15 protein-coding genes, 2 tRNA genes and 3 rRNA genes are annotated in these 18273 nt (G+C 40.8%); 6 read left to right on the top strand and 14 right to left on the bottom strand.

Annotated elements, in window-relative coordinates; translation table 11 throughout:
• The first annotated feature begins 129 nt into the window (after nucleotides 1–129).
• From SOLCA_RS00255 to SOLCA_RS00245, 3 genes are all read left to right on the top strand, one after another.
• Nucleotides 130–2097 carry a histidine kinase dimerization/phosphoacceptor domain -containing protein gene (locus SOLCA_RS00255; protein ID WP_014678435.1) on the top strand — a complete coding sequence of 656 codons (1968 nt, stop codon included), beginning with the start codon at nucleotides 130–132 and terminating at the stop codon, nucleotides 2095–2097.
• Nucleotides 2098–2101: 4 nt separating this feature from the next.
• Entirely contained in the window at nucleotides 2102–2704 is a 603-nt protein-coding gene (locus SOLCA_RS00250; protein WP_014678434.1) for a response regulator transcription factor, read from the top strand.
• Nucleotides 2705–2790: 86 nt separating this feature from the next.
• The gene (locus tag SOLCA_RS00245) at nucleotides 2791–4602 is read left to right on the top strand and encodes a sensor histidine kinase (RefSeq protein ID WP_014678433.1); all 1812 of its coding nucleotides are present in this window, start codon (nucleotides 2791–2793) and stop codon (nucleotides 4600–4602) included.
• Nucleotides 4603–4607: 5 nt separating this feature from the next.
• On the opposite strand, the gene SOLCA_RS00240 is transcribed toward SOLCA_RS00245, so the two are convergent.
• Nucleotides 4608–4772 carry a hypothetical protein gene (locus SOLCA_RS00240; RefSeq protein WP_169313277.1) on the bottom strand — a complete coding sequence of 55 codons (165 nt, stop codon included), beginning with the start codon at nucleotides 4770–4772 and terminating at the stop codon, nucleotides 4608–4610.
• Nucleotides 4773–4965: 193 nt separating this feature from the next.
• On the opposite strand from SOLCA_RS00240, the gene SOLCA_RS00235 reads away from it, so the two are divergent.
• Both SOLCA_RS00235 and SOLCA_RS00230 read left to right on the top strand, forming a co-directional pair.
• Entirely contained in the window at nucleotides 4966–6180 is a 1215-nt protein-coding gene (locus SOLCA_RS00235; RefSeq protein WP_042480415.1) for a C40 family peptidase, read from the top strand.
• Between the two features lie 4 nt (nucleotides 6181–6184).
• Nucleotides 6185–7315, top strand: coding sequence for a dipeptide epimerase (locus tag SOLCA_RS00230; RefSeq protein ID WP_014678430.1), 1131 nt, complete (start codon nucleotides 6185–6187; stop codon nucleotides 7313–7315).
• Between the two features lie 95 nt (nucleotides 7316–7410).
• On the opposite strand, the gene SOLCA_RS00225 is transcribed toward SOLCA_RS00230, so the two are convergent.
• The 6 genes from SOLCA_RS00225 to SOLCA_RS22990 all read right to left on the bottom strand — a co-directional run bounded on the left by SOLCA_RS00225 (nucleotide 7411) and on the right by SOLCA_RS22990 (nucleotide 10423).
• The gene (locus SOLCA_RS00225; protein WP_014678429.1) at nucleotides 7411–8028 is read right to left on the bottom strand and encodes a hypothetical protein; all 618 of its coding nucleotides are present in this window, start codon (nucleotides 8026–8028) and stop codon (nucleotides 7411–7413) included.
• A gap of 4 nt (nucleotides 8029–8032) precedes the next feature.
• Nucleotides 8033–8200 carry an RNA polymerase sigma factor gene (locus tag SOLCA_RS23385; protein WP_281048059.1) on the bottom strand — a complete coding sequence of 56 codons (168 nt, stop codon included), beginning with the start codon at nucleotides 8198–8200 and terminating at the stop codon, nucleotides 8033–8035.
• Between the two features lie 8 nt (nucleotides 8201–8208).
• Nucleotides 8209–8541 (bottom strand): RNA polymerase sigma factor, encoded by a 333-nt coding sequence (locus SOLCA_RS00220; RefSeq protein WP_217166156.1) that lies wholly within the window; start codon nucleotides 8539–8541, stop codon nucleotides 8209–8211.
• A gap of 257 nt (nucleotides 8542–8798) precedes the next feature.
• On the bottom strand, nucleotides 8799–9107 hold the full coding sequence (locus tag SOLCA_RS00215; RefSeq protein WP_014678428.1) for a GNAT family N-acetyltransferase: 309 nt from the start codon (nucleotides 9105–9107) through the stop codon (nucleotides 8799–8801).
• 27 nt (nucleotides 9108–9134) lie between these two features.
• Nucleotides 9135–10043 (bottom strand): pirin family protein, encoded by a 909-nt coding sequence (locus tag SOLCA_RS00210; protein ID WP_042479070.1) that lies wholly within the window; start codon nucleotides 10041–10043, stop codon nucleotides 9135–9137.
• Between the two features lie 98 nt (nucleotides 10044–10141).
• A complete protein-coding gene (locus SOLCA_RS22990) occupies nucleotides 10142–10423 on the bottom strand; it encodes a hypothetical protein (protein WP_157604476.1) in 282 nt (93 codons plus the stop codon).
• 891 nt (nucleotides 10424–11314) lie between these two features.
• Here SOLCA_RS22990 and SOLCA_RS22985 point away from each other — a divergent pair.
• The gene (locus SOLCA_RS22985) at nucleotides 11315–11464 is read left to right on the top strand and encodes a hypothetical protein (RefSeq protein WP_157604475.1); all 150 of its coding nucleotides are present in this window, start codon (nucleotides 11315–11317) and stop codon (nucleotides 11462–11464) included.
• Here SOLCA_RS22985 and SOLCA_RS00205 read toward each other — a convergent pair.
• The 7 genes from SOLCA_RS00205 to SOLCA_RS00175 all read right to left on the bottom strand — a co-directional run bounded on the left by SOLCA_RS00205 (nucleotide 11448) and on the right by SOLCA_RS00175 (nucleotide 17941).
• A complete protein-coding gene (locus SOLCA_RS00205; protein ID WP_217166213.1) occupies nucleotides 11448–12383 on the bottom strand; it encodes an ISAon1 family transposase in 936 nt (311 codons plus the stop codon). The two genes, SOLCA_RS22985 and SOLCA_RS00205, sit on opposite strands and share 17 nt — an antisense overlap.
• Nucleotides 12384–12411: 28 nt before the next feature.
• Nucleotides 12412–12777 carry an ISAon1 family transposase N-terminal region protein gene (locus SOLCA_RS23380; RefSeq protein ID WP_042479065.1) on the bottom strand — a complete coding sequence of 122 codons (366 nt, stop codon included), beginning with the start codon at nucleotides 12775–12777 and terminating at the stop codon, nucleotides 12412–12414.
• A 149-nt stretch (nucleotides 12778–12926) separates the two neighbouring features.
• Nucleotides 12927–13038 (bottom strand): 5S ribosomal RNA (rrf, locus tag SOLCA_RS00195).
• A 72-nt stretch (nucleotides 13039–13110) separates the two neighbouring features.
• Nucleotides 13111–15984: ribosomal RNA gene (locus SOLCA_RS00190) — 23S ribosomal RNA — on the bottom strand.
• A 133-nt stretch (nucleotides 15985–16117) separates the two neighbouring features.
• A tRNA-Ala gene (locus SOLCA_RS00185) sits at nucleotides 16118–16194 on the bottom strand.
• A gap of 12 nt (nucleotides 16195–16206) precedes the next feature.
• Nucleotides 16207–16281 (bottom strand) — tRNA-Ile (locus SOLCA_RS00180).
• Between the two features lie 140 nt (nucleotides 16282–16421).
• Nucleotides 16422–17941, bottom strand: a 16S ribosomal RNA gene (locus tag SOLCA_RS00175).
• Together the 16S, 23S and 5S rRNA genes with 2 tRNA genes alongside form the textbook arrangement of a ribosomal RNA operon.
• Between the last annotated feature and the right edge of the window lie 332 nt (nucleotides 17942–18273).

Genomic DNA, 18273 nt, shown 5'->3' with positions numbered 1-18273 from the left:
TTCTGTGATTGACCTCGGCTACAAAGATAGATAGCCCCCTTTGTCCCCCCAATAGACCCCAGGGTCTATTTTTTAGTTTACTACGGAAAGAGTATTTACCGATTGATTACATTATGCATATTTGCGCCCATGAAAGTTCGTATATTATTTTGGCTGTGTTTTACTGCAGTACTTACGCTCTACTTTCCAACAAAAGGATTTGGGGAAAATGTGGTTAAAGTAAATACTGATTCTTCTTTTAAAAGAGGCATTAGGCTTAATCCGCATATAGAAGTATATGAAGATGCGAAAGGACTAGGCTATCTTCCGGACTCTATTCTTAGTCATCCTGAGCTCTTTACCAAGAGTTCGAAACTTAAACCGGTATCTGCGATAAGCATTTATTGGGTAAAAGCTACTATTAAAAATGAAGCATTAACATCTTTAGAAAGCATTATTGCATTCTCGAACTTAAGTTTTGTTGATCTTTATGTATATGAGTCAGGTAAATTGTTGGAAAGTAAAAAGTCGGGGACTTTCAGACCAATCGATTATATTGATGAGGCTGATGGTCGTGAATATTTTACACTTAATCTGCAAGAAGGACATACATACACCCTACTATTCAAGATCCATCATATAAAACATTATCAACCCAAGCTCAACTTTACTATTCAAAACCAGTATGAATTCCTAAAGAAGCTTAACCGAATTAACATGATCAACATGTTCCTAAATGGGTCAGTTGCATTCTTCTTTATCTATATTTTATTTTCCTGGATATTGAGTCGCTATCGTCCCTACTTATGGCTGATGATCTATATAACAGGTTGTGGTTTGTATGGCATAAGTATGAATGGTTATTTTATTGATTGGGCGATGCCGTTTTCACCGGCAACAGGCTGGTTGTTCAATGTTCAATTTATTAATATTGGCCTATTTGGAATCGCTTTTCTATTTGTTGACTTTTGGAATTTAAGAACAGTCGACAAACTAGTGTATAGGCTATTCATTGGAGTAATTATCTGTCTGCTAACGGTTTCAATCATCGATTTTATTGTTACCTATAAAGACAATAACTACAAATTGATGAATCAGATCAATTTGCCTTTTATAGTGGTTTCTCATTGCTTTATCTTGTGGGGAGTGATCAGGTGTTTTCCTCGCTTAACCCGTGGTCAACGGTTTTTAGCTTATGGTTTCATTTTGCACCTCCTAACATCTATCATTACATCCTCACTGATATTTGTATTGAATGAAAGCTCTATCCGCTACGTTTCTTATGTAGGTAATGCCTCCCTTGTTATCGTGATCATATTTTCTTTAGGTCTTAAAGAAGAATTAAGGCAATTTGAAATTGATAAAAATGAGGTTTTACAACGACTAAACCTGCTTCAACTCGATCAAAATCAGTTGCTGGATAAAATGGTTTTGGATAGAACTATTCAGCTTGAACTGTCAAATACAGAACTAGCTACACGCCAGTCTGAATTAGCGGAAAGGAACAAAATTATTGAAACGCTCATGCAGGAATTACAACACCGGGTAAAAAACAACCTTCAGCTTTTGTACAGTTTGATTAATCTGCAGTTACCCATTGTAAAAGACGTAAATGCTAAAGACCTTTTAAAGAATAACCTAGGCAGGATAAAGGCTATGTCATTGGTCAATGAAAAACTATACACCTACGGTGATTCAACCTTATCTATTAATTTGGAAGAATTTGTGATGGATATGGTTCAACATTCCAACTCTATCTTCGACTCTCAAAAAATTGTGGAGAAAAAAATCCATATTCCACATCCGATACGTATCAGTGGAAATATTGCTATTCCTTTCGGACTCATTCTGTCAGAGCTTATTACCAATTCTTTTAAACATGCCTTTACCGCATCCTCTGTAAACCCTATTATTCAAATTCAGATTTTTGTAGAAAATAAAACATTGTTCTTTTCCTATACAGATAATGGGAAAGGACTACAACAGCAAGCAGTTGAACCAACCACCAATTATTCTCACGGTGTTCTGTTGATAAAAGACCTTATAAGACAATTAAAAGGAACGTTGGCAACTAAAAGTGAGGCAGGACTTCATTATTCATTCATAATACCTATATAACCCAATGAGAATATTAATTATTGAAGATGAAATTATTATTGCACGCTACATCCAGCAGCAGTTGCACGATAAATTTGATTGCCAGACAAATATTGCCGTAAACATTGACGAAGCAACAAGCATAATCGGTGAGTTTTTACCTCACCTGATTTTATGTGACATTAACCTGAACGATGCAACAGACGGGGTAGATTTGATAGCTCAGTTTCAGAAGAACTTTGGATTCGATACCATCTTCATTACTTCTTACCAGGCCAAAGAAATTATTGAAAAAGCCGCACGCATTAAACCGGCCAACTATATTATTAAGCCTATTGATGAAGCACAGCTTTTTGCAGCCATACAAATCGTTCAATTGAAAAATATGGATAATGAATCGGTGGGTATTACCCGACAAAATCCTCAAAACCTACTAACAAAAATTGAGTACGATATTTTACGATTGATCGCTCAAAAGAAAACGACAAAAGAAATAGCTGAAACACTATTTATAAGTCCATATACAGTAAAAAACCATCGTCATAATATTTGTACAAAACTGCAACTAGAAGAAGAAAACAATGCTATTTTAAAATGGGCCATTAAGAATAGTGAATCTCTTAAATAATATGAAATACTGAATTTTAAGAAGGTAACAGACTTTGTTATTTTTATTACCTTCGTAGTCGCCTTAACGCCCCAACCAAACCGTTTATGGAACTGCAATTTAATAGCTATTCTGTTGTATTAATCTCATCGGGCCTTGCCACTTTTTTCATCTCCTATTTAATTTTTAAACGTTTAGGTGGAACCGTACGCTGGTTTTCATTGTTAATGTTTTTTATTGGACTGTGGGCTGTTACCTATGGAATGGAATTATCTTGCCAAACATTGCCTGATATGCTTTTCTGGATTAACCTTGAATATATCGGCATTGCTCTTCTTCCTGCAAGTTGGATCATATTCATAATTAATTTTATTGGTAAAGAACAATGGCTAAAATGGCATACTTCTTTACTTATATTCCTAATTCCCCTTATTACCATCTCGCTTGTTTGGACCAATAGTTTGCATCATTTGCATTATGCTTCTGTTAGTATAGATAAAAATCACTCATTTCCATTATTAAACATAAAACCTGGTATTTGGTACAAATGCTTTACAGTTTACTTCTACTTTTTGTTAGCCTGGGGATGTTTTCTGCTGATTAATCGGTTTAAACGTGCCGATTCAATTTATAAAAAACAAAACAGCAGCATATTATTAGGAGCATTTATACCATGGATCGTAAACTTATTATACCTCTTGGGAATTAGACCTAATGCTCATATAGACTTAACTCCTTACGCATTTATTGCCACAGGTTTTTTAATCAGCATTGGATTGCTCAAGTATAGACTATTTGATATTATTCCAATTGCCCGTGAAAAAGTAATCGGAGCGATGCACGATGGATTGTTAATCCTTGATCAACAAGATCGGGTAATTGATTACAATAAAAATATACTTAGGTTTCTCGACCTCAGCCCTTCTCCCACAATTATCGGTGTAAAATTGTCGGATCTGATACCGGCTAATGAAACACTCATAAAGTTGGTAAGTGAACGATCAAACTGTTCGGTTGAAATTCAGCTTGGTAATAACAATAAACGATCTTTCTTTGATGTATCAATTACTTCTTTGTTTCAGCGAGACACCATTTATAGTGGTGTGGTATTAATTTTCAGGGATATTACTATCCTGAAGAATGATGCTTTTAAATTGATGGAACAATCGGAGCAATTATCAGGATTAAACCAGTTAAAAAATCGTGTATTCACCATCATTTCGCACGACCTTCGCACACCGGTCAGACAACTTGGAGATATACTGAATATGACCATTAAAGGAATGATAAGTGACGATGAATTAAATATGCTATTGCCCGAACTTGCGAAAAGTGTAAACCAGACATCCAATGTTTTGGATAACTTGTTGTTTTGGTCGAAAACGCAAATGGAGGGTGAACATACCGACCCTGAGGTATTGGATCTTCATCAAAAAGTTCTGAAGGAAATAGCATTTCTTTCGGCAAGGTCGGAGGAGAAGAAAGTTACGATTGAATGTAAATTAGAACCGGAAACAACAGTTTACGCCGACAAAGAAATGACCCGATTAATTATTCGTAACTTATTGGATAATGCCTTAAAATTTAGCAATCCTGAAAATATAATAGTAGTACGAGCAAGAAAAACCGATGAAAAACAAGTGGAGGTTTGTGTAGAGGATTCCGGTACAGGAATTCGCGCTGATTTGCTTTCCAAATTATTTTGTCCCAATTCATTTTCAATGCCCGGGACCAACAATGAGCAAGGCACCGGACTGGGTTTGTTAATTTGTAAGGATTTTGTGGAGAAAAATTATGGAAAAATCTGGGCAGAAAGCACCTGGTTGCAAGGAAGCCGGTTTTATTTTACCCTGCCTATTGCAAACCAAGCAAATAAACGAAACCCTGAGATATTAACATCACTGTTAGATGATAACTAAAAGGTTTATTCTAAAACTATAATTCCTATATCGCAACTTAAACCAGATGATCGGTCTCTACCTTCATTTAGGGAACTATATGCTGTTGATTGTGTATTGCTTAGGTTGCCATCTCCATCTTTTTTTTCACTATAAACATCACCTAAAGATACCAGATCCAATGTTTCCATAGGACCATTAATAATTTCAAAGTCATTCATTATAAACACTTTCCCAAAGCAATGCACATTCTTGCAATTGCAAAATAAAATAATGCATAAACATGCATTTACTATTATTTTTTCTAATATTTGTTTTTAGGCTATTAAGAAATTGATTATTAGTGATGAGGATTATTTTTTAGCCCTTATTAAAATAAGTATGATGAAAAGTTTATTCCTAAGCATCCTTTTTATGCCCGGTTTCTCTGCTTTCTCGCAATCTGATAGTACTATGCTTACTACCGTAGAAACTAAAATTGCTGCTATTAAGCAGCAATATGTCCCTGACAGACGGACTGCTGTCTTTAAAGTAACAGCTAGTACAGATCAGGGAACAATCAATCTTATGGGTGCAACTACTGATCAAGAAGCTAAAAATAAACTTCTGGCCACCCTTCAAGAGTCCAATGTAAATTACACAGACAATATTGAACTATTGCCTTCAGTAAAACTAGCCAATAAAGTTTTCGGTGTTGCTAATTTATCTGTTTGTAATAATCGTTTTGAGCCTAAACAATCAGCAGAAATGGCAACCCAAATGACCTTAGGCACTCCAGTTGATGTGCTGATGAAGAAAGATGGTTGGCTTTTGGTTAGAACTCCTGATGGCTATATTTCCTGGACAGAAGCGATGGGGGTTGGACTAATGGATGAGACCGAGTTCAAGCAATGGCAATCAGCAGATAAAATCCTTTACACCGAATATTTTGGTCATGCGTATCAACAACCTAAAAAGGAGTCAAGTATTGTGGCTGACTTGGCAAAAGGAGCTATTGTAAAACTTGAGGGCGAAGAAAAGGGATTTTATAAAGTAACATATCCAGATAACCGAACAGCTTACGTAGAGAAGAAAGAAGCTATTCCATTAAAAAATTGGTTGCAATCTCGCAATCCATCGGCTGAAAACATTATTACTACTGCCAAAACACTTTTGGGAACTCCTTATCTGTGGGGAGGAACGTCTATTAAAGGAGTTGATTGCAGCGGTTTTATTAAAACGTCATTTTTCCTTAACGGAATTATTCTTCCGCGCGACGCTTCACAACAGGTTTTCGCAGGTGAAAAGGTTGATATTTATGAAAACGGATCTGTAAATATTGAAAAAGGCATTTCCAATATGCAAAATGGTGATTTATTGTTTTTTTCCAGTAAACCCGATGGTAACCTGAATGCTCCGATAACACATGTAGGAATGTACATCGGAAATGGTGAATTTATTCATTCTTCCGGAATGGTAAGAATTAACAGTTTAAAGAAAGAGGCAGTAAATTATGCCGAATGGCAAACCAAAACACTGGTAGCTGTAAGAAGAGTATTGTCACAAATTGGCACTAAAGAAGTAACCAAAATACAGGAACATCCATATTACAATCGCTAGTAAGATGAGCATTAAAAGAAGAGATTTTATAAAATCAGCAGGCATTTTAACCGGAACTGCTTTAACTTTAGGAAGCACCAATGTCTTTGCCATAGGAAAAGGGGGTAAAAAGGCTAAAATGAAACTTAGTTTCAGACCGTATACCCTTGAACTGAAACATGCATTCACTGTTGCGGTTAATACCCGTAAAACTACTCCTGTTGTTCTTACCGAAATCGAATACGATGGTTTTACTGGCTATGGAGAGGCTTCAATGCCGCCTTACCTGGGTGAATCTCATGACACGGTAATGAAGTTCTTAGCAAAGGTTGATTTAACCCAATTTAATGACCCTTTTCAATTGGATGATATTTTAACCTATGTAGATAATATTGAGGCAGGAAACAAGGCAGCTAAAGCGGCTGTTGATATTGCTCTTCATGATCTACTTGGAAAAATAATGGGGCAACCCTGGTATAAAATATGGGGGTTTGATGCTACAAAAACACCTGATACTACTTTTACCATCGGTATTGATACACAGGAAGTAGTGCGCGAAAAGGTAAAGGAAACTTCTCCTTTTAACATTATAAAAGTAAAACTCGGTAAGGTTGAAAGTGATAAAATGATGGTTCAAACTATTCGCGAACAAACGAATAAGCCATTAACAGTAGATGCCAACCAAGGATGGAAGGATAAACAATACACATTAGACATGGCTTATTGGTTAAAGGAACAAGGTGCTGTATTCCTTGAACAGCCCATGCCGAAAGAAATGCGTGATGAAATTGCGTGGGTTACCGAACGAAGTCCGATTCCAATAATTGGAGATGAATCGGTTCAGAGACTACCAGATGTTATGAAGGCTCATGGTGTTTATAACGGAATTAACATTAAGCTGATGAAATGTACTGGTATGCGTGAAGCGCATAAAATGTTAACGCTTGCACGTGCCCTGGATATGAAAGTAATGATCGGCTGTATGACCGAGACTTCATGCGCTATCTCAGCGGCAGCTCAACTGGCTCCAATGATGGATTGGGCCGATTTGGATGGTTCATTATTAATTAAGAATGATGTATATAAAGGGATGGAAGTGGTTAAAGGAAAAATAACCCTGATTGATAAACCGGGAATTGGTATTGCAAAGATCTAATTAAAGTATCCGGGCTTATCGAATGATAGGCCCGGATATTACTTATGACAGAGGACTTAATACTGTCTCCCCTTTCTTATATTCTTCTACCTGCTCTAATAATTCCATCGACTTCTTACAGGTGTCCATTCTTTTCCTTCAAACATCAACCTAAACCATTTCTTGCTTTTGTTTTCATATTTTATGTTGACAAAAAGCCAAACAACCGGAATAACAAACAATAAGCTGATTATAATTTGCAAAACAACCAGTCCTGTATTTCCATTTTCAAATGTATTTGCCGACCAGTAAAAGGTTGTCCATACCGGAAGTTGCAGAAAAAGAAAACGAGTTACCCACAAAGTCGATGTCCTTAAATGAGCCAGTTTATCCTGCGTTTCCAAGATTGGTTTGGTGATATCAATCTGATGAATTAAAACTAACTGATAGAGATAGATCCCGATCGCTAATTTTGTTAACACGACCTGAATTATCGCTGAAATCAGGAAAAAAGGACTTGCCACTGCAAATAGATTGACGATCAACAGGTCTACAAAACAAACCCAAATGATGCCTGTCAGTATCGTAAATACCTTAATCGGTTTCATCGATCCTAATAATGATCCAATCTTGATTTTCGTAATATCTTCTGCATTTTTCCGGTTAAGCTGCAGGCTTTCTTCCAACTTCTTGTTGTAAGATATCCAACTATTAATAATTTCTCTGTCTTCCATTATATTAAACTGTTAAGGTTGAAAACTGCTGCTTTAATATCTTTTTTATCCGGCCAACTTTAGTGGCCACATTTGTTTCGGAAATACCTATAATGTCAGCAATTTCTTTTTGACTTTTTTCTTCCAGATAAAGCAACATCAAGGCTTTATCCAAATCCCTCAATTCAGCAATAAACTGTTTTAAAAAGCCAATACTTCTTCCAATTCAACTTCAACGGCTGAGTCAGCAAAGTCAAGAATTCCTTCGGATAGTGGATTAGAGGCATCTCTTCGTCGATTTTCCTTCCTGTAAAATGAGATAGCAACATTCAGCGCAATCCGATACATCCAGGTTGAATATTTATACTGACTTGAATAATTATCAAATGATTTCCATAACTGTATACTGATTTCCTGAACAAGATCCTTTCTATCTTCCATGTCCTTACAATAAGTGTTAGCTACTTTGTAAATAATTCCTTTATTAGCTTGAATTATCGAAAGGAAGAGTTCAGTCTTTTCTTTTGAATTCATACGTTTTATTTTCCGTACACGATTTTGAGACTATACCTCAGTTTATAGTGCCCAATTTCATATTTACCTAATTATTCGCATGAAGGTTAAAAAAATCACATGTTACAAGAAATATTTTTCGGAGTATGGTTAAGATAGGTAAACAATGGAATAAAACTTTCCCTACAAGTTCATATATCTTTCGTCTAGCAAGAAAAGAAAATCTTTTTGATTGCCAAAATGTTGGATAATGGCATAAATGTATTTTTTTAGATTTATTAGGAAGCAGTTTTATGATAGGTAGGGTCTAATTGTTTGTTGAACTCAGGATGCTTTTTTATAAATCCGGAAACAAAAGGGCAATAAACCATTACGGGCAGCTTATGTTCTAATGCATAAGCAAAAGCGTAACGGGCGAGTGCTGACCCAACACCTTTTCCTTCCATGGATTCTGCAACTTTAGTGTGAAGAAAAGCAATATCTTTTTTGTAAAATCTATAGGTCAGCGTTGAAACGTCACCATTTAGCCAAATTTCAAATTGTTGATTACGCTCATTATTTATTACTTCAAAAGCTTCAGTATCCATAAATTAAGTTTTAAAGCTGAAAACGATCTATTCTTTGCGTTCTGATGTTGATGCTGGTCTAACCTTATCTTTAGGAAGAGGAACAAAATCTGTTTCTCCCGGAACCGGATCAAATTCTTGATTTAGCCATTTTTCTTTTGCTCGTTCAATTCGTTCATTACTTGTGGCAACGAAATTCCAATAAATGAAACGTTCTTCTGGAAATGGTTCACCACCAAAAATGTACACAGTTGTATTGGCATTAATGGTAAACTCACAAAGTGTAGCTTCTTTTGCTACCAAGATTTGCTTTGGCTCATAAACATAACCATCGCTCTCAATACTACCCTCCAAAATATACATTCCAGCCTCTCCGAACAATTCATGACCAATGGTTAACTTTTGTTGTGAAGAACTATGTATCTCTAAGAAAAACTGTTTGCTATAGGTTGGTACTGCAGATTTCCTTCCAAATGCTTCACCAGCTATAAGTCTAAAACTAACATCTCCATCCTTCCAATAAGGTAAATCAATTTGATCAACATGATGAAAAGTTGGCTCCGAATCCTCCATCTCTTTAGGTAATGCAACCCATATTTGTAATCCATGAATGGTTTTCTTTAAATCACGAAACCGTTGAGGTGTTCTTTCAGAGTGTACAATTCCTTTTCCGGCTGTCATCCAGTTAACCGCTCCCGGATGTATCTCCATTTCTGTACCTAAACTATCTCTATGCATTATACTTCCCTCAAAAAGGTAAGTAAGAGTAGATAGGCCGATATGAGGATGCGGAGCCACATCCATATTTTCACCTTCACTTAATGAAACAGGCCCCATATGATCAATAAATATATATGGACCTACCATACGCTTTCCTCTGAAAGGTAATAACCGACCCACTAAAAAATTGCCTATATCAGCAGGCCTCTCCTCAATAATTAACCCAACGTTTGACATAAAAAGAATCTTAGCCATGAAATTACTCAAACTAAAAGGCAGAAAAAACTAATAATGAAAATTAATTAGTTGAATGCAATGATAGTGTACCATCAAATTCAAATGCCTTGACGATTCATTACCGAACCGGCTACTGTTTTGTACCTAACGGCACAATTGTTTTTGGGATGTGTCAGTGCTACCGATCTTTTGCTCCGTTGGAGCATCCTTTCGTTAAGGCTGATGTTATACTTAAATATGAAATAGCACAATGCAACCAACTGTGTGTCATCCTGAGGCACGAAGGATCTTTTGGTTGCATGCGACTGTTCTGGGCAATCCATCACCGAACCGGCTACTGTTTTGTACCTAACGGCACAACTTCTTTTCTTCCGTGTCATTGCTACCGATGTTTTGCTCCGCTGGAGCAATCTTTCGTTGTGTTTTTAGGTACAAAACCAAGTTACGTATTCAGAAAAGTGACAGGAGAATAAACACAAAAGGAAACTGAACAACTGCGTGTCATCCTGAGGCACGAAGGATCTGTTGACTAAATGCGAATGCCTGGACGATTCAATACCGAGCCGGCTGTTTTGTATCTAACGGCATTACATTGTTTCGGAATGTGCAATACAAAGTCATACAGGCATTGCGCCGTTAGGTGCAACAGCTCGGTAGCTATAGTCATTTATTCCGCATCGTTGTGCCTTTAGGTACAACACCAATTACCTATTCAGAAAAGTAGCAGGAGAATAAATACAAAAAGGAAATCAATCAACCGTGTGTCATTCGGAGGGGAAAGAGCTGTTGGTTGAATTCGAATATCTTGACGATTCATTACCAAACCGGTTGTTGTTTTGTACCTAACGGCACAACTTCTTTTTGGACGGTGTTATTGCTACCGATGTTTTGCTCCGCTGGAGCATCCTTTCGTTAAAGGCTGATGTTCTACCTAGCTATTAACCAGCACAATGGAACCAACCGCGTGTCATCCTGAGGCACGAAGGAGCTGTTGACTAAATGCGAATGGCTGTACAGTTCATTTCCGAACAGGTTACTACCTTGTACCTAATGGCATGACATCGTTTCGCAATGGGAAATACAAAGCCATTCAGGCATTGCGCCATTAGGTGCAACAGCTCGATAGGTATAGTCATTTATTCAGCATTATTGTGCCTTTAGGTACAACACCAATTATGTATTCAGAAAAGAGGCAGGAGAATAAATACAAAAAGGAAACTGATCAACCATGTGTCATCCTGAGGCACGAAGGGTCTGTTGACTAAATGCGAATGGCTAGACGATTCAATACCGAACAGGCTACTGTTTTGTACCTAACGGCACAATCGCTTTTTGGACGTACCATTATTGCTACCGATCTTTTGCTCCGCTGGAGCATCCGGGATCAGGTCCAAAATCTGTGGACTAAGCATATAATTTAGCCAGCCTGAAAAGGAAAAAATTCACATTTCCCACCCCTCTGTATTGAGCTCTGAACGCTTTGATCTTGGCATTGAACGATTCGGCCGAAGCATTGGCACTTTTGTTGTCGAAGTAGTTGAGTATGTGTTGGTGGTGATTAATAATTGTTCTGGAGAGGGTATTAAACGACTTGAATCCCGATTGTTCCACCAGTTCGTTCCATTTGGCCAATCTTGCAAAAGCATATAATTTATCTGTGGTAGTACTAAAGATCCAAGATAGTTTTTGAGTGAGTTCATAGGCTTTTCTTAGATCGGGGTATCGTTCAAATAACAGGTCGGCCCTCTGGGCCTGTTCGACAGTCCAGTTATCCTCTTTTTTATACAAGAGGTACCTGCTTCTGGCCAACAGTTGCTTGAGCGTTTCTCCATTGGAGAGAACCGGAGGGCAGTAGGTTACTTGGGCTGTTTTAGCATCTTCTATTGCTTGATTTTCTGCATCGATTGCTTGCCAGCGGTATTTAATTCTTATCTCCTGCAAGGCTTCTGTGGCCAACTGCTGCACATGAAACCGATCGATCACCCGGGTGGCATTGGGAAAACACTTCTTGGCAATCAGACTCATGTTGCCCGCCAGGTCTAGGGTTATTTCCTGTACCTTATTGCGTTGTTTCGGCGATAGCTTTTGCAACAAAGGGATGATCGTTTCCGATTTAGTGCCTTCCATAATGGCCACTAAAGTTCCTGCCTTCCCTTTTGCCTGTTTGTTGGTCACCACCGTATAGAGTTCTCCGTGAGACAGCGAGGTTTCATCAATCGATAGAAAAGGTCCCATATTCTGTTCAAAAACAAGTCCCTTGCGAGCATTCTCTTTATGTTCCCAAAGGGAGTAGTCACTAAGCTTATCCCGATAATAGCGTTGCAGTTTTTTACCGCTAATGCCGTAAAATGAACCGATCGTTTGCAGGCTATGTGCCTTGGTATCGGCTGATAGCTTTTAAAAAAGCGGCAAAATCCTGGGTGATTCGCGTTCCCTTGGCCACCACCTCCCAGTTACGGAAAACCACTTTGTTGCTATCTAAATTCAGCCATCGGCGACGCTTCACGTGCAAGAACACCTCCCGGCCACGGAGGGGAAAATCCTGTAAAATCACTTCATCGAAAAAACCTTTGGATTGAAGCCGGTTGGACTGGTACTCCAGGGGAATACTATTGAGTTCTTCCAGGTAAATATGAATGGAGTTGGCCTGCGTTTTATGGTCAACCAGTTTGAAATAATCTGAAACACCTTCGGGAATAACCAAGTGAAGAAGGGCTTGAAAGGAATCGTGCATTATTCTTTTTTTGATCCACAAAAATCAGCTTTTAGCCTAAACTCCACAACTTTTGTTCCTGTTCCAGCATCCGTTCGTAGGATACAACCGAGGGGTTGGGCTGTAAACAAACAAAGCCCATTGGTTATTCACCAACGGGCTTGTATAAAAATCGGCACCGACCTACTCTCCCACCTGTTACGGCAGTACCATCGGCTCTGGCGGGCTTAACTTCTCTGTTCGGAATGGGAAGAGGTGGACACCGCCGATATAGGCACCTGAATATCTTTTGAATCTCTTTTAGACATATTTTTGAAAGAAGTTACTACCGCAGAAAGTAAACGAGGCTTTCTTTGCAGAAAGTTTCGGATGATTAGTACTACTCGACTTTGATGTTACCACCTTTACATCTGTAGCCTATCAACGTGGTCATCTTCCACGATCCTGTATGGATATCTCATCTTGTGGTGAGTTTCGCACTTAGATGCTTTCAGCGCTTATCTCGACCGAACGTAGCTACTCAGCTGTACAACTGGCGTCATAACTGATTCACTAGCGGTTCGTCCAACCCGGTCCTCTCGTACTAAGGTCAGGTCCACTCAAATATCCTACGCCCACAACAGATAGGGACCGAACTGTCTCGCGACGTTCTGAACCCAGCTCGCGTGCCACTTTAATCGGCGAACAGCCGAACCCTTGGGACCTTCTCCAGCCCCAGGATGTGACGAGCCGACATCGAGGTGCCAAACCTCCCCGTCGATATGAGCTCTTGGGGGAGATCAGCCTGTTATCCCCAGCGTACCTTTTATCCTTTGAGCGATGGCCCTTCCATGCAGAACCACCGGATCACTATATCCTACTTTCGTACCTGATCGGCTTGTGGGCCTCACAGTCAAGCATGCTTTTGCTATTGCACTCCACGTACGGTTACCAAGCGTACTGAGCATACCTTTGAAAGCCTCCGTTACTCTTTTGGAGGCGACCACCCCAGTCAAACTACCCACCAAACAATGTCCCCCGCTTCAGCAGGGTTAGACACCAAATACAGAAAGGGTGGTATTTCAACGTTGACTCCCCGAATCCTAGCGAATCCGGCTCACAGTCTCCCACCTATCCTACACATCCTGTATCCGATATCAATGTTAAGTTGTAGTGAAGGTGCATGGGGTCTTTCCGTCCCGTTGCGGGTAACCGGCGTCTTCACCGATACCACAATTTCACCGAGCTCATGGCTGAGACAGCGCCCAGATCGTTACACCATTCGTGCAGGTCGGAACTTACCCGACAAGGAATTTCGCTACCTTAGGACCGTTATAGTTACGGCCGCCGTTTACTGGGGCTTCGATTCAATGCTTCGCCTTGCGACTAACATCCCCTCTTAACCTTCCAGCACCGGGCAGGTGTCAGGCCTTATACTTCATCTTGCGATTTTGCAAAGCCATGTGTTTTTGTTAAACAGTCGCCTGGGCCTTTTCACTGCGGCCCCCGTTAAGGGGCGCCCCTTCTCCCGAAGTTACAGGGCCATTTTGCCGAGTTCCTTAGCCATGATTCACTCGAGCACCTTAGGATTCTCTCCTCGACTACCTGTGTCGGTTTACGGTACGGGTATCTTGTATCTGAAGTTTAGAGGATTTTCTCGGCAGCCTTTAGGATCACTATCCACGCACCCGTAGGCTTGCGGTACTTTCAGGTTTCACCAAAGCCGGCGGATTTGCCTACCAGCCCTATAGTTACGCCCTTTAACGAACTATTCCGTCAGTTCGCGGATCTTTCACCACTGCGTCTCCCCGTCACAATACAAGATAGTATTGGAATATTAACCAATTGTCCATCGGCTTCGCCTTTCGGCTACACCTTAGGCCCCGACTAACCCTGATCCGATTAGCGTTGATCAGGAAACCTTAGTCTTTCGGTGAGCAGGTTTCTCGCCTGCTTTATCGTTACTTATGCCTACATTTGCTTTTCTAACCACTCCAGCATACCTTACGGTACACCTTCGCCGTTGTTAGAATGCTCTCCTACCATAATACAGAGTATTATCCATAGCTTCGGTATTACACTTGATGCCCGATTATTATCCATGCCCGATCGCTCGACTAGTGAGCTGTTACGCACTCTTTAAATGAATGGCTGCTTCCAAGCCAACATCCTAGCTGTCTGTGCAATCGGACCCCGTTAGTTCAACTTAGTGTAAATTTGGGGACCTTAGCTGATGGTCTGGGTTCTTTCCCTCTCGGCCTTGGACCTTAGCACCCAAAGCCTCACTCCAGCGTATATGTGTCTAGCATTCGGAGTTTATCTGGATTTGGTAGGATTTGACTCCCCCGCATCCAATTAGTAGCTCTACCTCTAGCACACTCAACCGCCAGGCTGTTCCTAAAAACATTTCGGAGAGTACGAGCTATTTCCCAGTTTGATTAGCCTTTCACCCCTACCCTCAAGTCATCCGAATACTTTTCAACGTAAACCGGTTCGGACCTCCATTACATGTTACTGCAACTTCATCCTGCTCAAGGGTAGATCACAAGGTTTCGCGTCTACTCCCACTGACTATGCGCCCTATTCAGACTCGCTTTCGCTTCGGCTCCGTTACTTAATAACTTAACCTTGCCAGTGAGAAGTAACTCGTAGGCTCATTATGCAAAAGGCACGCCGTCACACCTTTCGATGCTCCGACCGCTTGTAAGCGCACGGTTTCAGGTTCTATTGCACTCCCCTGTTCGGGGTTCTTTTCACCTTTCCTTCACAGTACTTGTTCACTATCGGTCTCTCAGTAGTATTTAGCCTTACCAGATGGTGCTGGCAGATTCCCACAAGGCGTCTCCGACCTCGCGGTACTCAGGATACAGTTAGGTAATAAGATCTTGCCTGTACACGACTGTCACGTCCTATGGTTGCTCTTCCCAAAGCATTCCAGTTCAATCTTATAGTCCACAGCACTGTCCTACAACCCCAGTAATGCCGTAACATTACTGGTTTGGGCTCTTTCGCGTTCGCTCGCCACTACTTACGAAATCACTATTGTTTTCTCTTCCTACGCCTACTTAGATGTTTCAGTTCAGCGCGTTTGCGTTTTTTACGATTATCCTTCAGATAATCAGGTTTCCCCATTCGGAAATCACCGGATCAATTCGTATTTGCCAATCCCCGATGCTTATCGCAGCTTATCACGTCCTTCTTCGCCTCTGAGAGCCAAGGCATCCCCCGTGCGCCCTTAGTAACTTTCTTTACTAAGACTTGCGTCTTATGCTTACATTATAGAATTAATTCTATCTGTTGCTCGTTTACCTTCTTACAGGTAACTTCTTTCAATATGTCAAAGAACTTCTTGACCGTTTGTCATTCCTTTGAATGACGGTCTTGGTGGAGAATAACGGATTCGAACCGTTGACCCCCTGCGTGCAAGGCAGGTGCTCTAGCCAGCTGAGCTAATTCCCCAAGATCGTTTTGTAGTCCCGAGCAGACTTGAACTGCTGACCCCTACATTATCAGTGTAGTGCTCTAACCAAACTGAGCTACGGGACTCTTTCTTGTTCCTGTAGGCAGTAGGCTTTGCTGATCAATCTACCCTTCCTACCGGTACTTGGGTTTTTCTCTTGTGATTATTTTTGAAATGAGATTTTCATAGCGCAGCAGCTATTTTTTTAACTGCTATCCTTCTCTAGAAAGGAGGTATTCCAGCCGCACCTTCCGGTACGGCTACCTTGTTACGACTTAGCCCTAATTACCAGTTTTGCCCTAAACCGCTCCTTGCGGCTACAGTCTTTAGGCACCCCCGGCTTTCATGGCTTGACGGGCGGTGTGTACAAGGCCCGGGAACGTATTCACCGCGTCATTGCTGATACGCGATTACTAGCGAATCCAACTTCATGAGGTCGAGTTGCAGACCTCAATCCGAACTGTGAATGGCTTTTTGAGATTGGCTTCCTATTACTAGGTCGCAGCCCTCTGTACCATCCATTGTAGCACGTGTGTAGCCCCGGACGTAAGGGCCATGATGACTTGACGTCGTCCCCGCCTTCCTCTCTACTTGCGTAGGCAGTCTGATTAGAGTCCCCATCTTAATGCTGGCAACTAATCATAGGGGTTGCGCTCGTTGCGGGACTTAACCCAACACCTCACGGCACGAGCTGACGACAGCCATGCAGCACCTAGTTTCGTGTCATTGCTGACTGATCTATTTCTAAATCATTCACTAACTTTCAAGCCCGGGTAAGGTTCCTCGCGTATCATCGAATTAAACCACATGCTCCTCCGCTTGTGCGGGCCCCCGTCAATTCCTTTGAGTTTCAATCTTGCGACCGTACTCCCCAGGTGGATTACTTAACGCTTTCGCTTAGCCGCCGACTGTATATCGCCGACAGCGAGTAATCATCGTTTAGGGCGTGGACTACCAGGGTATCTAATCCTGTTTGATCCCCACGCTTTCGTGCCTCAGCGTCAGTTACACTTTAGTGAGCTGCCTTCGCAATCGGTGTTCTGTGACATATCTATGCATTTCACCGCTACTTGTCACATTCCGCCCACTTCATCTGTACTCAAGTAAACCAGTATCAAAGGCAGTTCTACAGTTGAGCTGCAGGCTTTCACCTCTGACTTAATTTACCGCCTACGCACCCTTTAAACCCAATAAATCCGGATAACGCTTGGATCCTCCGTATTACCGCGGCTGCTGGCACGGAGTTAGCCGATCCTTATTCTTCGGGTACCTTCAACTAAATACACGTATCTAGGTTTATTCCCCGACAAAAGCAGTTTACAACCCATAGGGCCGTCTTCCTGCACGCGGCATGGCTGGTTCAGACTTCCGTCCATTGACCAATATTCCTTACTGCTGCCTCCCGTAGGAGTCTGGTCCGTATCTCAGTACCAGTGTGGGGGACCATCCTCTCAGATCCCCTATGCATCGTAGCCTTGGTAAGCCGTTACCTTACCAACTAGCTAATGCAACGCATGCCCATCTTCAATCACCAAAGTTTTAATATCTAAATGATGCCATTCTGATATCTTATGCGGTATTAATCTCCCTTTCGGAAGGCTATCCCCCAATTGAAGGTAGGTTGCATACGTGTTACGCACCCGTGCGCCACTTTCATAGAAACCGAAGTCTCTAATCTCGTTCGACTTGCATGTATTAGGCCTGCCGCTAGCGTTCATCCTGAGCCAGGATCAAACTCTCCGTTGTATACTTTAAGTTTGTTCCTATTTCCGTATCGCTACGGAAAAGGTCCCGATTTTTAATTTCGGGATTGTCTCTTGGATTGACAGTTATTCTTAGCTTGACCAGGTATTGCTACCTGCTCGCGCTGCGCTATTTCTCATCTCTTCAAAGAACTTGTTGTTAACACTTTTGGTTAACTTTCGTGGATATCCCAGGAGTCGAACCTGTCCAGTCTTGCGACCTTTTCCTTTTATCCCGCTTTCTTTTTTTCAGTTTTCAAACCGACCTTCCGTCTGTTTGGGGTTGCAAAGGTAAACATCTTTTTTAATTTTCAAAAAAATATTTTTTTTATTTTT

This window comes from Solitalea canadensis DSM 3403, from assembly GCF_000242635.2.
Classification (GTDB): Bacteria; Bacteroidota; Bacteroidia; order Sphingobacteriales; family Sphingobacteriaceae; genus Solitalea; species Solitalea canadensis.
Note: the sequence above shows the minus strand (reverse complement) of the source record. Positions and strands in the feature narration are given on the sequence as shown.